Source organism: Cellulosimicrobium funkei, assembly GCF_001019615.1.
GTDB classification, from domain to species: domain Bacteria; phylum Actinomycetota; class Actinomycetes; order Actinomycetales; family Cellulomonadaceae; genus Cellulosimicrobium; species Cellulosimicrobium cellulans_E.
This window is the reverse complement of record NZ_JNBQ01000003.1, coordinates 16,060-29,353: the sequence shown is the minus strand read 5'-3', so window position 1 is coordinate 29,353 and position 13,294 is coordinate 16,060. Positions and strand designations below refer to the sequence as shown.

Sequence of the window (13,294 nt, the reverse complement as noted above, 5' to 3'; positions counted from 1 at the left end):
CGGGGCCCGCCCGCTCATCGGTCGCGGACCGGCCTCACGCCTCCCGGCGCAGGTGCAGCAGCGGGAACGGGCGGCCCTGGTCGTCCGTCGCGGAGCGGCCCGTGACCTCGAAACCCTGCGCACGGTAGAAGCCGAGCGCGGACGGGTTCTGCTCGTTGACGTCCAGCTCGAGCACCGGGTGGTCCCGGCCGACGTGGGCCAGCAGCGCGCGGCCGAGCCCCTGCCCGTGGAGGTCCGGGTCGACGAACAGCATCTCGACGCGGTGCCCGACCGTCCCGACGAACCCCGCTACGCGGCCGGCACGCTCCGCGACGGTCACGTCGACGGCCGCGAGGTACTCGTCGCGCACCCCGACCTCCAGCTCGGCTATGTCGTCCGGGGTGAGGAAGTCGTGCGTGGCCTCGACGGCCCGGCGCCACACGTCCACCAGCGCGGCGGTGTCGTCGGGGCGTGCCGGGCGGAGCGGGAGGTCGACCATGGCACGAGCCTCCCGCCCCGGACCTTGCTGGTTCAAGCGGATTGCTGGTCGACACGTCGGCGTCAGGGGACGCTCAGCGGTTCGACGTCGCCGGGGCGCCAGGTGCCGTCGAACCAGGTCTCGAGGGGGCCGTAGAGGCGCAGCAGGACGAACCACCCCTTGCCCGGCACGGTCTGGACCCAGTTCGCGGCGAGCTCGCCCGGTTCCTCGATGACCGTCGGGCCGTCGCGCTCGAGGTCGAGCATGACGATCGCGTACACCGTGTCGGTGTTGCCGGTGAGGAACAAGGGGTCGGAGTCCAGCAGGCGGTCGGCGATCGCGCCCTGGTGGCACGCGTCCCCCGCGACCTCGGCGGTCCCTCACCGCATCCCCTCCAGCGACGCGGCCGGGATGCACCCGAGGAACGCCTCGACGCCCCGCACCAGGTCGAGGTGGTCGAAGACCCGCGACGCCGTCTCGGGCGTGGGGACGCCGTCGACGAACCGCAGCTCGCCGATGCTCGTCGCCACCCGGTCCGGTGTGGTGATGTGGGCCGGGATCGTCGTGTTGTAGCCGGACCGGACGTCGAGACCCATGCCGTCCTCCCTGGTGCCGACCGTCGGCATCCGTCACGAACCCATCAGAACCAGCGCGCGCGCCCGTCGCCATCATGTGATCCGCGTGATCCCCGGTCGCAGCCGCACCCGAGTGACTTGCGCGCCTAAATCGACGACTGTCAACATAGAGACATGTCAATACAGCAAAGCGCGGTCGCGTCAGGACGCGCGGGGCTCTTCACGACCAAGCCCGCCCTCCGCGAGCTCGGCCGGGACGTCGAGGGCTGCATCGAGGTTCTCGCGTGAACGACCCCACCCAGGCCACGCGCGGGCGGCTGTCGACGCTGGACCGGTGGCTGCCGGTGTGGATCGGGCTCGCGATGGTCGCGGGGCTGGTCCTGGGCCGGTTCGTCCCCGCGCTGTCCGACGTGCTCGCCGCGCTGGAGATCGGCGGGATCTCCGTCCCGATCGCCCTCGGCCTGCTCGTGATGATGTACCCGGTGCTGGCCAAGGTCCGCTACGACCGGGTGGGTGCGGTCACCGGCGACACGCGGCTCCTGGTCTCCTCGCTCGTGCTGAACTGGCTGGTCGGGCCGGCGCTGATGTTCGCCCTCGCCTGGACCTTCCTGCCGGACCTGCCCGAGTACCGCACCGGCCTGATCATCGTCGGCCTGGCCCGGTGCATCGCCATGGTCGTGATCTGGAACGACCTCGCGTGCGGTGACCGGGAGGCCGCGGCGGTGCTGGTCGCGATCAACTCCGTGTTCCAGGTCGTCGCCTTCTCCCTGCTCGGCTGGTTCTACCTCACGGTGCTGCCCGGGTGGCTGGGCCTGGACACCCAGGGCCTGGACGTGTCGGTGGGGCAGATCGCGCTCAACGTGCTCGTCTTCCTCGGCGTGCCGCTGGCCGCCGGGTTCGCCTCGCGCCTGGTCGGTGAGCGCGCCCAGGGCCGAGCCTGGTACGAGGACCGGTTCCTGCCCGCCGTCGGGCCGTGGGCGCTGTACGGGCTGCTGTTCACGATCGTGCTGCTCTTCGCCCTCCAGGGCGAGGCCGTCACCTCCCACCCGCTCGACGTCGCCCGCATCGCCCTGCCGCTGCTGGTCTACTTCGCCGCCATGTGGGGCATCGGCATCACCGTGGGCAAGATGCTCGCGCTCGGCTACGCACGATCCACGACGCTCGCGTTCACCGCCGCAGGCAACAACTTCGAGCTCGCGATCGCCGTCGCCATCGGCACCTTCGGCGCCACCTCCGGCCAGGCACTCGCAGGTGTCGTCGGCCCGCTCATCGAGGTCCCCGTCCTGGTGGGCCTCGTCTACGTCTCCCTGTGGCTCGCGCGCCGCTGGTTCGGCGTCGACCCCCACGCCCCCACGACCCGAGCACCCGAGCTGGAAGAGGTGAGGTCATGACCACCACCCCCCTGACCGTCACGAACCCCGATTGCACCCCGCAGGTCGAGTCCCACGCCATCGGCGCCCAGGTCGCCGGCGCCGTGGCCACGACGCTCAAGGCCCTCGCCGAGCCGCTACGCCTGCGCATGCTCTCCTTCATCGCGACCTCTGCGGCCGGCGAGGCGTGCGTGTGCGACCTCGCCGCGCTCACGGACGTCTCGCAGCCGACCGTCTCCCACCACCTGAAGGTGCTCCGCGACGTCGGCGTCCTGACCTCCGAGCGGCGCGGCACCTGGGTCTGGTACCGCATCGCGCCCGGGTACAAGGCCGCGGTCTCCACCCTGCTGGAGTCGTTCGCCCCCGCCGCGCTCGAGGCCCTGGTCGGACCGCACGAGCTCACCGGGCTGGAGGACGTCGACGCGGCGCTCGACCGGCTCGCGACCGACCTCGCCCCCCGGCACCCAGGCCTGGAGCCCGGCGTCGTGCTGCGCACCGTGCGCGAGTCCTACACGGCCCTGGCCCGCTCGGCCACGGTCTCCGCGCACCTGCTCACCCTCACCGAGCGCTTCGCCCGCCAGCGCCTGGCCGACCTCACCCGAGAGGCCGGCGCACGCCCGCAGGTGCTGTTCGTCTGCGTCGCCAACGCCGGACGCTCCCAGCTCGCCGCCGCCCTGGTCCGCCGATACGCCGGCGAGAGGGTCGTGGTGCGCTCGGCCGGGTCGACCCCGGCCGCGGACGTGCACCCCGCGGTGCGTCCCGAGCTCGCCGCGCTCGGCACCACCGAGGGCGAGGCCTACCCCAAGCCGCTGACCGACGACGCCGTCCGCGCCGCCGACGTCGTGATCACGATGGGGTGCGGAGACGTGTGCCCGGTCCTGCCCGGTACGCGGTACGAGGACTGGCTCGTGGGCGACCCCGCCCTGGCGTCCCCGGTCGGGGTCGCCGCGATCCGCGACGAGCTCGACACCCGCGTGCGCACCCTGCTCGCCGACCTCCTGCCCGACCTCGACCTGCCCGCCAGCCCGACCCTCTGATCCCGGGAGACATCATCATGACCGAGAGCACCACCGCGAAGCCGTCCGCCCTGTTCGTGTGCGTCCACAACGCCGGCCGGTCCCAGATGGCCGCCGGGTACCTGCGCGCCCTGTCCGGCGGCGCCGTCGAGGTCCGCTCCGCCGGGTCCGCCCCGGCCGACCAGATCAACCCCGTCGCCGTCGACGCCATGCTCGAGGAGGGCATCGACCTCCGTGCCGAGCAGCCCAAGGTCCTCACGACCGAGGCCGTCCAGGCGTCCGACGTCGTCATCACCATGGGCTGCGGCGACGCCTGCCCGATCTTCCCCGGCAAGCGGTACGAGGACTGGGCCCTGGAGGACCCGGCGGGCCAGGGCATCGACGCCGTCCGCCCCATCCGCGACCAGATCCGCACCCGCGTGCTGACGCTCCTCGACGAGCTCGGCGTCGCCCCGGTCGCTCTGCCGCGCGGCTGAGGAGCCGGCCGCGCGCCGGTCCCACCCGGACCCGACGCGCGGCCGGGCGCTCAGCCGTGGTCCGCGTCGCCCGAGCGGCCGTGCACGACGCCGGTCGCGAACCCGACACCACCGGGCGCCCCGACCCCGAGGGTGACGAGCTGCGGCTCGGACGGCGCGGTGCCACAGCACGACCCGGCTGCGCTCGCGCGGTCGGTCTCCAGGGCCAGGTCGGTCGAGCAGACCCCGGTCGCGGGCAGGTTCAGCTCGACTGCGTCCGCCGCGGCCCTGTCCCCGGCCAGTGCCGCGGCGATCGAGCGCACCTGCTCATAGCCCGTGGCGAGCAGGAACGTCGGCGCACGGCCGTAGGACTTCATGCCGGCGAGGTAGAACCCGTCGTCCGGGTGGGCCAGCACCTGCTCCCCGTGCGGGGGCACGGTGCCGCAGGAGTGCTGGTTCGGGTCGATGAGCGGCGCCAGCGCCCGGGGCGCCTCCACGACCGGGTCCAGGTCGAGGCGCACCTCGCGCAGCATGTCCAGGTCCGGCCGGAAGCCCGTCGCGTCGACGATCTGGTGCACCTCGAGGTTCAGGGCGCCGTCCCGCGTGGTCCCCAGCACCTGGACGGTCCCGGCGCCGGGCACGAGCCGTTCGATCGAGACGCGCGTGAGCAGCGTCAGGCGCCCCGCCTCCACGGCGGCCCGCAGGCGCGTGCCGAGCAGCCCGCGGGCGGGAAGCTCGTCGTCGGAGCCGCCGCCGAACAGGCGCCGCGCGGACCCGCCGCGGATCGCCCACGTGATCGTGGTGCCCGGCTCGGACTCGGAGAGCTCGACCAGGCTCAGGAGCGTGTTCGCCGCGGAGTGCCCCATCCCGACGACGAGCGTGTCGCGACCGGCGAACCGGTCGTGCTGGGCGCCGAGCACGTCCGGCAGCGGACCGGTCAGGAACGCCGCGGACTCCACCTCGCCCACGGCGGGCAGGCCCGAGGCCCCCAGCGGGTTCGACGTCGAGAACGTGCCCGACGCGTCGACCACGGCGCGGGCCAGCACGTCGCGCACCGCGCCGTCGGCACCGACCGTCCGCACGCGGTAGGCGCGGCGGCCCCGGCCGAGCGAGCGCGTCCTGTCCGCCCCGTCGCGAGCGACGGCGAGCACCCGTGTGCCGGTGCGCAGACGCGGCGCGATCTGAGGCGTCGCGGCGAGCGGCGCGAGGTACCGCTGAACGAGCTCCCCTCCGGTCGGCAAGGCGTCCGGGTCCGGCTCGACCCAGCCCGTCGGCTCCAGCAGGCGCCGTGCCGCGGCGTCGACGTCATAGCGCCACGGCGAGAACAACCGCACGTGGCCCCACGACGCCACGGCCGCTCCAGGCCCCTCGCCCGCCTCGAGCACGATCGTCTCCAGCCCGCGCTCCAGCAGGTGCGCCGCCGCCGCCAGACCCACCGGACCCGCCCCGATCACCACGACCGGGAGCTCGTCCCGCACCACCTCGACCATCACCACTCCTCGCATTGAAGGTTGTCGATATGAGCATCGTCGAGCACATATCGAAGGTTGTCAATCTGTGCGACGATGGTGGGCATGACGACGACCGAACTGACCCTCGCGCCGGTCGGCGACGGCGCCGGCTGCTGCGGACCCGTCACGCAGGCCGTCGACCCCGAGACCGCGCGCGAGCTCGCCCGCACCTTCAAGGCCCTCGCGGACCCCGCCCGGGTCCAGCTCCTCGCGATCGTCGCTGCGCAGGACGGCAGCGAGGCGTGCGTGTGCGACCTCACCGAGCCGGTCGGCCTCTCCCAGCCGACCGTGAGCCACCACCTGAAGATCCTGGTCGACGCCGGTCTGCTCACCCGCGAGCAGCGCGGCCGCTGGGCGTACTACTCGCTCGTCCCCGGCGCGCTCGCCCGGCTCGCGGGCTCCCTCGCCGAGACCGCCGCCACCCGCTGACCCGACGGAACCACTCGCCTCCCGGAGGCGGCCGTGATCGACATCCCCGGCCTCCCGGTCCCCGACGCCGGCCCGATCTTCGACACCGCCCTGTTGGTGCACGTCGCGGCCGGCATCACCTCGGTGGTCGCCGGGCTCGTCGCGATGCTGTCCCGCAAGGGCGGCACCTGGCACGTCCGTGCGGGGCGCACCTTCCTCGGCGGCCTGGTCGCGCTGTTCGTCACCATGTCTGTCATGGCGGTGATCCGGTGGCCTGCCACGGTCCATCTCGTCGTCCTGGGCGCGGTCGCCCTCACCGCGGGGGTCGCCGGCTGGCGCAACCGCCGCCGACACGGGAGCGACGCCGCGCACCTCGTGCTCATGTCGGTCGCGTACGTGGCGATGCTCACCGCGTTCTACGTCGACAACGGTCCCCACCTGCCGCTCTGGGAGCGCCTCCCGGACTGGTCGTTCTGGTTCCTGCCCACGCTCGTCGGGCTCCCGCTCGTCGTCGCGGCGGTGCGCCGCCGGAGGCCGCCTCGTGACGCCCACCCGGGCCGCCGTGCCTCCACCCCTCCCTGACGTCCCAACCGCCTCTCCCCGGCACGCGGCTCGCCGCTTCGCCGCGCGCACCCCGCGTCCGCTCCCTACGCTCGGCGTGTCGGTCGCGCTCGTTCGCACCGATCGGCCGGCGCCGACGGCCGTGCGACGACGAACGAGGAGCACCCATGACCGAGGTGACGGGATCGATCGAGCAGGCCACCCCGCGGTCGGGCTGGCAGCGGTTCTGGGACCGCGGCGGGTGGTGGCGCGCGTTCCTCTTCGCGGTGCTCTACCTCGCGGTGTACCTCGGTATCGGGTGGCTCGTGGGCGCCACGGGCCTGGGTCCGGACCGCGCCGAGGAGCTCCTCGACTCGTCCGGCTCCGTGTTCTTCGGGCTGCTCCTCCCGATCCTCGTCATGAGCCTGCTGCTCGTCGCGTTCCTGTCCACGATGCGCTGGCGGCGCGAGGTGCTCGGCCCGCAACCGATCGCCGGACGCCCCTGGATGTGGGTCGCGGTCGTCCTGGTGCTCGTCCCGATCGTGCTGCACGTCGCGGGCACGAGCTGGTCGTCGTACGACGTCACGGTGATCCTCACCGTCTTCGCGCTCGGCCTGTGCATCGGGTTCGCCGAGGAGGTCCTGACGCGCGGCGTCGCGGTCACGATGCTCCGCCGGGCCGGCTACGGCGAGAAGGCCGTGATGGTGCTGTCGTCGCTCCTCTTCGGGTTCCTGCACGCGTCGAACCTGGTCTCGGGGCAGAACCTCCTGACCGTGGGTACGACGGTCGTCTTCGCGTTCGGGTTCGGCACCATGATGTACCTCTCGATGCGCGTCACCGGCAGCATCGTGCCCGCCATCCTGCTGCACGCCGCGACCGACCCCACGACGATGCTCGCGACGGGCGGCGTCGACACGCACGGCGCGAACGCCGGTTCCGAGGCGCTCGTCGCGCTCGCCGGGACGTTCAACGTCGTCTTCGTCGCCATGGCGGTCCTGGCGATCTTCCTCGTCTCGGGACGCGTGGGGAAGCCCGCGGTGGCACGGGGCTGAGGCGCGGCCGTCAGGACCGGCGGCGCAGCGCGATCACCGGCCCGGAGAACAGGGCGATGCCGAGCATGAACCCGACGTCGTACCAATTCCCGTTGTTGTCGACCTCGTAGATGCTCACCGTGTCGGTGAAGAGGGACACGATGAACGTGAACGGCAGGATCATGCCCTGCCACAGCCCCCACCAGAACCCGTAGCCGCCGGGGCTCGCGGCGACGTTCGGCCCGGCCGCGCACGCCCCGAGGAGCAGGATCACCGCGAGGGCGAGAGCCGCACCGGCTCCTCGTCGCGTCGTCGTGGACATGACACTCACCTCCGTGCAGCAGTCGACGGCACCAGTGAACCGCGTGCGTCGCCCGACGGCGCGGGCAGGACCGTGGCACCACCGCGGGCCGGGTGTCGGGGCCGTGCGGCAGGATGGCGGCATGACGCAGAGCACGGACGACGGCGCCCCCTCGAGCACCCCCGCGACGGCGGGCGGCGAGCTCATGCTGCTCGACACCGCGAGCCTGTACTTCCGCGCGTTCTTCGGGGTGCCCGACTCGATCAAGGCCCCCGACGGCACGCCGGTCAATGCGGTGCGCGGCCTGCTCGACATGATCGCGACGCTCGTCACGGACCGTCGTCCGTCGCGCCTCGTCGCGTGCTGGGACGTCGACTGGCGCCCGGCGTTCCGCGTCGAGGCCATCCCGACCTACAAGGCCCACCGGGTGGCCGAGAAGGTCCCCGGGACCACGGGCGTCGAGGAGGTCCCCGAGAAGCTGGTCGCGCAGGTCCCCGTGATCGTCGACGTGCTCGCGGCGCTGGGGATCGCGCGCGTCGGCGCGGCGGGCTACGAGGCCGACGACGTCATCGGCACGCTCACCGCGCGCGAGGTCGCGCGGCGCGCGGCCGAGGGGACGGCGCCAGACCCGTCGGGACGTGCCGCCGTCGAGGTCGTCACCGGCGACCGCGACCTGTTCCAGCTCGTCGACGACGCCGCGGGCGTGCGCATCCTCTACCCGACGAAGGGTGTGCGGAACCTCGACGTCGTCGACCAGGCACGCCTCGCCGAGCGGTACGGGATCACGACCGGCGCGGCGTACGCGGACATGGCGGTGCTGCGCGGCGACCCGAGCGACGGCCTGCCGGGGGTGCCCGGCATCGGGGAGAAGACGGCGGTCGCGCTGCTCGCGAAGTTCGGCGACCTCGCGGGCGTGCTCGCCGCGCGCGAGGCGGGCGACCCCGGCCTGACGGCGACGCAGCGCCGTCGGCTCACCGAGGCGGCCGCCTACCTGGAGGTCGCCCCGCTCGTGGTGCGCGTCGCCCCGGACGCGCCCGTCGGGGAGTTCCACGACGCGCTCCCCACCGCCCCCGCGGACCCCGACGCGCTCGCGGAGCTCACCGAGCGGTGGGGCCTCGGGACGTCGGTCCGGCGCCTGCTGGACGTCCTGGGCCGCTGAGGCTGCCGTCGCGGCCGCGTCGCGCACGACGCGGCCGCGCTACTCACTTCGCCGCGGCGGCCGCCTCGGCGAGCTGCGGGACGTACTGGTCGAGCATCCACGGGATGGAGAGCACGGTCGGGGCGCTGCTCGCCATGACGAACGACTCGCCGACGATCGGGGCGAACCGGCCCTGCTGCACGGACTCCATCGCGCCGACGGACGGCAGCGCCGTGAAGGCGTCGACCTCGTCCTGGCTGCCGAAGTACATGACGAGGACGTCGGTCTCGATCTCGCCGAGGCGCTCCTCGCTGAGCCCGTAGAAGTACGTGCCGTCGTCGGGCGACGCGTCGAGCTCGGCGACGCTCGGGCTGAGCGTCATGCCCATGTCCTCGAGCAGGTCGACGCGCGGGTCGTCCGCCCGGAAGACGTTGAGCGTGCCCGGGGTGTTGGCGGCCGCGTAGACGAACGTGGTGCCGTCGAGCTCCGGGTGCTCGCCGGCGAGGGAGGAGACGTACTCGTCGGTCTCGGCCTGGAGCGCCGCCGCCTCGTCGCTCTTGCCGAGCGCCGTCCCGACGATCTCGAGCTGGTCCTGCCACGGCAGCGCCCACGGCTGGTCCGGGTACGCGACGACGGGCGCGACCTCGGACAGCCGGTCGAACTCCTCCTGCGTGATGCCGGAGTAGGGCGCGAGGATGACGTCGGGCTGGGCGGCGGCGATCTCCTCGAACGGGACCTCGCCCGTGTCCGATCCGGACAGCAGGGTCGGTGTCTCCCCGCCGAGCTCGTCGATCGCGTCCTCGTCCCACGGCAGGATCCCGGCCTCGCCGCCGCCGTAGTCGTTGCGCGGCATCGCGACGGGGACGACCCCGAGCGCGAGGACCGCGTCCTGCGTCGACCAGCCCCAGGTCACGACCCGCTCGGGCTGCTCGGGGATGACGGCGTCGCCCAGGGCGCTCTCGATCGTCACCGGGAAGGCGCCGCCCACGGCCGGGGTCGTGGACGCGTCGTCGGCGGCGGCGCCGTCGTCGGCCCCCGCGGAGCAGCCGGCGAGCACGAGCGCGCCGAGCGCGAGGGTGGCCACCGCGGGGGCGCGGCGCGAGGCGGAGGACGTCGGACGACGCATGGACTCTCCCAGGGGAACGGTGGCGCCGCCGGGCGCGGCGGCAGAGCAAGGTAAGGCTAGCCTCATTCCCAAGGGATCGAGCCGCGCGGGGTCGTGCGATGCCTCACACGACGCTCCGCCTCCCCTCGGCAGCGGCCATCTCGACGTCGCACGGCGTTCACCCGTCGTTCATGAGGTGTCGTCATCGTCGTCACCCTGCGCCGCGTGACGACGACCGGCGCTCCGCAGGACGACCAGGAGGACCCATGCCCGTGCCCGGACGCGCCGTCGGCGCAGCACTTCTCGGGACGGGCGCCGCGCCCGTCGGTGGGCTGCTCGCGCTCCTGCTCCTCGCCGACATCGCCCTCATCGGGCTCCACCTGTCGCTCAAGATCTTCGGGGAGCCGTCGGGCTACACGTTCGACCTCGGTGTGGACCGCGGCTACGGCGAGCTCGTCCAGTACCTGAAGTCGCTCTGGGCGGGCGCGCTCGCGGCCCTGCTCGCCGTCCGTCGTCGGGCCGCCGTGCTCGCGGCCTGGGCGCTCGTGTGCGGCTACCTGCTCGCGGACGACTGGTTCCAGCTGCACGAGCGGTTCGGCGCGGCGTTCGCCGAGCGCGTCCCCGCCCTCGGATCCCTCGCCAACGACGTGGGCGAGCTCGTCTGGACCGGCGGCGTCGGACTCGTCCTGCTGACGGTCGTCGCGGTCACCCACGTGCGCGCCGCGGCCCGGGACCGCGCCGTGTCCGCGGTGCTCGTCGTGCTGTTCGGCGTCCTCGTGCTGCTCGGGATCGTCCTGGACGCCGTCCACCACACGATCCTGGAGATCCCCGCCTTCGACGTCCCGCTCACGACCCTCGAGGACGGCGGCGAGCTCGTCGCCCTGAGCGTGATCGTCACGTTCCTCTTCGCGGTGGCCTTCACCGGGCACGAGCCTCTCCTCGGGCGGCGGCCGTCCTTCCTCGCCCGCGGGCGCGCCGACCACGCGGCGCGCACCGCGCCCTGACGGCGGTCCGGCAGACTGGGCGGGCGTCGTCGGGCACCCGCCCCGGGCGACCCGAACGACCCCTGGAGGCGACCCCGTGGCCCTCGTCCGCTGCTCCTTCTACTCCGACGTGCTCGAGGTGAGCACGACGATGACCGTCGTGCTCCCGCAGGCCACGACGACCCAGATCGGGATGACCGGGTCCGCGAGCGCCCGCACCGAGGGCGCACCGGTGCTGTACCTGCTGCACGGCATGAGCGACGACGAGACGATCTGGACGCGCCGGACGTCGATCGAGCGGTACGTCGCCGACCGGGGGCTCGCCGTCGTCATGCCGCGCGTGGAGCGCAGCTTCTACGCCGACGAGGTGCACGGGCACCGGTACTGGACGTTCCTGTCGGAGGAGCTGCCGAGCCTGGTCGGCCAGTTCTTCCGGGTGTCGTCGCGGCGCGAGGACTCGTTCGTCGCGGGCCTGTCGATGGGCGGCTACGGCGCGTTCCGGTGGGCGCTGCGCCAGCCCGAGCGGTTCGCGGCCGCGGCGAGCCTGTCAGGGGTCCTCGACCTCGCCGACGAGTCGTACCGCGAGCGCCGGCTGCCGGACATCGAGCGCGTGTTCGGCGACCGCGAGATCGCGGGCTCGGACGACGACCTGCTCGCGCTCCTGCGCCGGGCGGCCGCCGAGGGGCGCACCGCGGACCTGCCGGACCTGTTCCTCGCGTGCGGGACGGAGGACTTCCTCGTCGACGGCAACCGGGCGTTCGAGCAGGTCGCGCGCGAGTCCGGCGTCGCGCTGCGGTCGGAGTTCTCGCCCGGCACGCACGAGTGGGGCTTCTGGGACCGCACGATCCAGGACGTCCTCGACTGGCTGCCGCTGCCGGGGACGCCACGAAACTGACGTCGCGCCCTCTCTACCCCTCGGGCCACGTGTCACACACCGTGCCCGCGCGTCGTCGTGTGGGTGAGCGCACCTACTGTCGGGAGGCGCGCACACCGCGACGAAGGGGACCACCACCATGACCACCTCTGCCACCACGCTCCCGCCCACCGAGGTCACCGCGCTGCGCGACCGCCTCACCGGGCGTGTCCTCGCCCGGGGCGACCTGCCCGACGGCGGCCCCACCGCCGCGGAGGCCGTCGCCGCCCACAGCACGCTCGTCGTGCACGACCCCGACCTCGCGGTGCTCGCCGCGACGGAGGCCGACGTCGTGGAGGCGGTCCGGTTCGCGTCCCACCACGGGCTGCGGGTGCGCGCCCATGCGACGGGCCACGGCGCGGCCTCGCCCGTCACGGACGGCCTGGTCCTCGGCACGAGCGACCTCGCGGGCGTCGAGATCGACCCGGGGACACGGGTCGCCCGCATCGCCGCGGGCACGCGCTGGAAGTCCGTGGTCGAGGCGGCGGCGGAGCACGGCCTGCTCCCCGTCACGGGGTCGTCCACGGGCGTCGGCGTCGTCGGGTACACGCTCGGGGGTGGCTTCGGCCCGCTCACGCGCAGCCACGGGCTCACGACGGACTGGGTCCGGGGCTTCCGGGTGGTGCTGGCCGACGGCTCGGTCGTCGAGGCGAGCGCGCACTCCGAGCCGGACCTGTTCTGGGCGCTGCGCGGCGGCAAGGGCGGTCTGGGCGTGGTGACGCGGATCGACGTCGAGCTCGCGCCGCTGCGCACCCTGTACGCCGGGTCGCTCACGTTCGACGCCTCGCACATCGAGGACGTGCTGCGCGGCTGGGTCGCCTGGACCGCGACCGCGCCCGACGACGTCACGACGTCGGCCGTCGTGCTCGCCCTCCCGGACCTGCCGTTCATCCCGGAGCACCTGCGTGGTCGCACGGTGCTCACCCTGCGCTTCGCCTACCCGGGCGACGCCGCGGAGGGCGAGCGCCTGGCTGCGCCGTTGCGGGCCCTCGCCCCGGTCATGGCCGACGCGGTCGGGGAGATCCCGACGACCGCCGTCGCGACGATCCACAACGACCCCGAGGACGCCGGCCCGTCGTGGGTCTACGGCGCCGGCCTGCGGGAGGTGGACGGGGCGTTCCTCGACCGGTTCCTCGCCGAGCTCGGGCCGGGCAGCGGGTCCCCGTTCGTCGCGGCCGAGCTGCGGCACGTCGGCGCGGCCGGTGCCCGCGACGTCGACGGCGGGTCCGCCGCGGGCGGGCGGACGGCCGGGTTCCTGCTCAGCCTGGTCGGGGTGAACCCGCCGCGCGTGCCGGACATGATCGAGACGGCAGCCACGTTCGCGCAGTGGTCGCAGCCGTGGGCCGCGACGGAGACGAACATCAACTTCCTGCCCGGTCCCTGGACGGACGAGACGCTCGCGCGGGCCTGGCCGCCGGAGACGGCGGCGCGGCTCGCGTCGGTCCGGTCTGCCTACGACCCGACGGGCCTCTTCGCCTGGCGGGTCTGACC

Annotated in this window: 16 protein-coding genes; 10 read left to right on the top strand and 6 right to left on the bottom strand. The window is 73.8% G+C overall.

Annotated features, from left to right (window positions below; all coding sequences use genetic code 11):
* Positions 1-34 precede the first annotated feature (34 nt).
* The 3 genes from FB00_RS04600 to FB00_RS22265 form a co-directional block, all read right to left on the bottom strand.
* Complete coding sequence (locus FB00_RS04600; protein WP_047231731.1) at positions 35-478, bottom strand: acetyltransferase; 444 nt, start codon at positions 476-478, stop codon at positions 35-37.
* Positions 479-540: 62 nt separating this feature from the next.
* Positions 541-780 carry a DUF1254 domain-containing protein gene (locus FB00_RS22270; protein WP_269429996.1) on the bottom strand — a complete coding sequence of 80 codons (240 nt, stop codon included), beginning with the start codon at positions 778-780 and terminating at the stop codon, positions 541-543.
* Positions 781-837: 57 nt separating this feature from the next.
* Positions 838-1,053, bottom strand: a complete 216-nt coding sequence (locus FB00_RS22265; protein ID WP_047231729.1) for a hypothetical protein — start codon at positions 1,051-1,053, stop codon at positions 838-840.
* 263 nt (positions 1,054-1,316) lie between these two features.
* Between FB00_RS22265 and arsB the strand changes: the two genes are divergently transcribed.
* From arsB to FB00_RS04575, 3 genes are read left to right on the top strand one after another with little or no spacing between them, the layout of a single operon-like run.
* Positions 1,317-2,423, top strand: a complete 1,107-nt coding sequence (gene arsB, locus FB00_RS04585; protein ID WP_047231728.1) for an ACR3 family arsenite efflux transporter — start codon at positions 1,317-1,319, stop codon at positions 2,421-2,423.
* Positions 2,420-3,439 (top strand): metalloregulator ArsR/SmtB family transcription factor, encoded by a 1,020-nt coding sequence (locus tag FB00_RS04580; protein WP_047231727.1) that lies wholly within the window; start codon positions 2,420-2,422, stop codon positions 3,437-3,439. Before arsB ends, FB00_RS04580 begins: the two co-directional genes overlap by 4 nt.
* A 17-nt stretch (positions 3,440-3,456) precedes the next feature.
* Positions 3,457-3,894, top strand: coding sequence for an arsenate reductase ArsC (locus FB00_RS04575; RefSeq protein ID WP_047231726.1), 438 nt, complete (start codon positions 3,457-3,459; stop codon positions 3,892-3,894).
* Positions 3,895-3,944: 50 nt separating this feature from the next.
* Here the strand turns inward: FB00_RS04575 and FB00_RS04570 are convergent, their stop codons facing one another.
* Positions 3,945-5,363: an FAD-dependent oxidoreductase gene (locus FB00_RS04570; protein WP_047231725.1), complete on the bottom strand. Its 1,419-nt coding sequence runs from the start codon at positions 5,361-5,363 to the stop codon at positions 3,945-3,947.
* An 84-nt stretch (positions 5,364-5,447) separates the two neighbouring features.
* On the opposite strand from FB00_RS04570, the gene FB00_RS04565 reads away from it, so the two are divergent.
* The 3 genes from FB00_RS04565 (at position 5,448) to FB00_RS04555 (ending at position 7,384) form a co-directional block, all read left to right on the top strand.
* Complete coding sequence (locus FB00_RS04565; protein ID WP_197088748.1) at positions 5,448-5,813, top strand: ArsR/SmtB family transcription factor; 366 nt, start codon at positions 5,448-5,450, stop codon at positions 5,811-5,813.
* 33 nt (positions 5,814-5,846) lie between these two features.
* The gene (locus tag FB00_RS04560) at positions 5,847-6,374 is read left to right on the top strand and encodes a hypothetical protein (RefSeq protein ID WP_047231723.1); all 528 of its coding nucleotides are present in this window, start codon (positions 5,847-5,849) and stop codon (positions 6,372-6,374) included.
* A 146-nt stretch (positions 6,375-6,520) separates the two neighbouring features.
* Complete coding sequence (locus tag FB00_RS04555; RefSeq protein ID WP_052877443.1) at positions 6,521-7,384, top strand: CPBP family intramembrane glutamic endopeptidase; 864 nt, start codon at positions 6,521-6,523, stop codon at positions 7,382-7,384.
* A 10-nt stretch (positions 7,385-7,394) separates the two neighbouring features.
* Here the strand turns inward: FB00_RS04555 and FB00_RS04550 are convergent, their stop codons facing one another.
* Positions 7,395-7,685 (bottom strand): hypothetical protein, encoded by a 291-nt coding sequence (locus FB00_RS04550; protein WP_047231722.1) that lies wholly within the window; start codon positions 7,683-7,685, stop codon positions 7,395-7,397.
* 121 nt (positions 7,686-7,806) lie between these two features.
* On the opposite strand from FB00_RS04550, the gene FB00_RS04545 reads away from it, so the two are divergent.
* Positions 7,807-8,823, top strand: coding sequence for a 5'-3' exonuclease (locus FB00_RS04545; protein ID WP_231581717.1), 1,017 nt, complete (start codon positions 7,807-7,809; stop codon positions 8,821-8,823).
* A gap of 43 nt (positions 8,824-8,866) precedes the next feature.
* Here the strand turns inward: FB00_RS04545 and FB00_RS04540 are convergent, their stop codons facing one another.
* Entirely contained in the window at positions 8,867-9,928 is a 1,062-nt protein-coding gene (locus FB00_RS04540; protein ID WP_047231721.1) for an iron-siderophore ABC transporter substrate-binding protein, read from the bottom strand.
* A gap of 245 nt (positions 9,929-10,173) precedes the next feature.
* Between FB00_RS04540 and FB00_RS04535 the strand changes: the two genes are divergently transcribed.
* The 3 genes from FB00_RS04535 to FB00_RS04525 all read left to right on the top strand — a co-directional run bounded on the left by FB00_RS04535 (position 10,174) and on the right by FB00_RS04525 (position 13,292).
* Complete coding sequence (locus tag FB00_RS04535) at positions 10,174-10,911, top strand: hypothetical protein (RefSeq protein ID WP_047231720.1); 738 nt, start codon at positions 10,174-10,176, stop codon at positions 10,909-10,911.
* Between the two features lie 76 nt (positions 10,912-10,987).
* Positions 10,988-11,785: an alpha/beta hydrolase gene (locus tag FB00_RS04530; protein ID WP_047231719.1), complete on the top strand. Its 798-nt coding sequence runs from the start codon at positions 10,988-10,990 to the stop codon at positions 11,783-11,785.
* A 118-nt stretch (positions 11,786-11,903) separates the two neighbouring features.
* A complete protein-coding gene (locus tag FB00_RS04525; protein ID WP_047231718.1) occupies positions 11,904-13,292 on the top strand; it encodes an FAD-binding oxidoreductase in 1,389 nt (462 codons plus the stop codon).
* Positions 13,293-13,294: the final 2 nt, after the last annotated feature.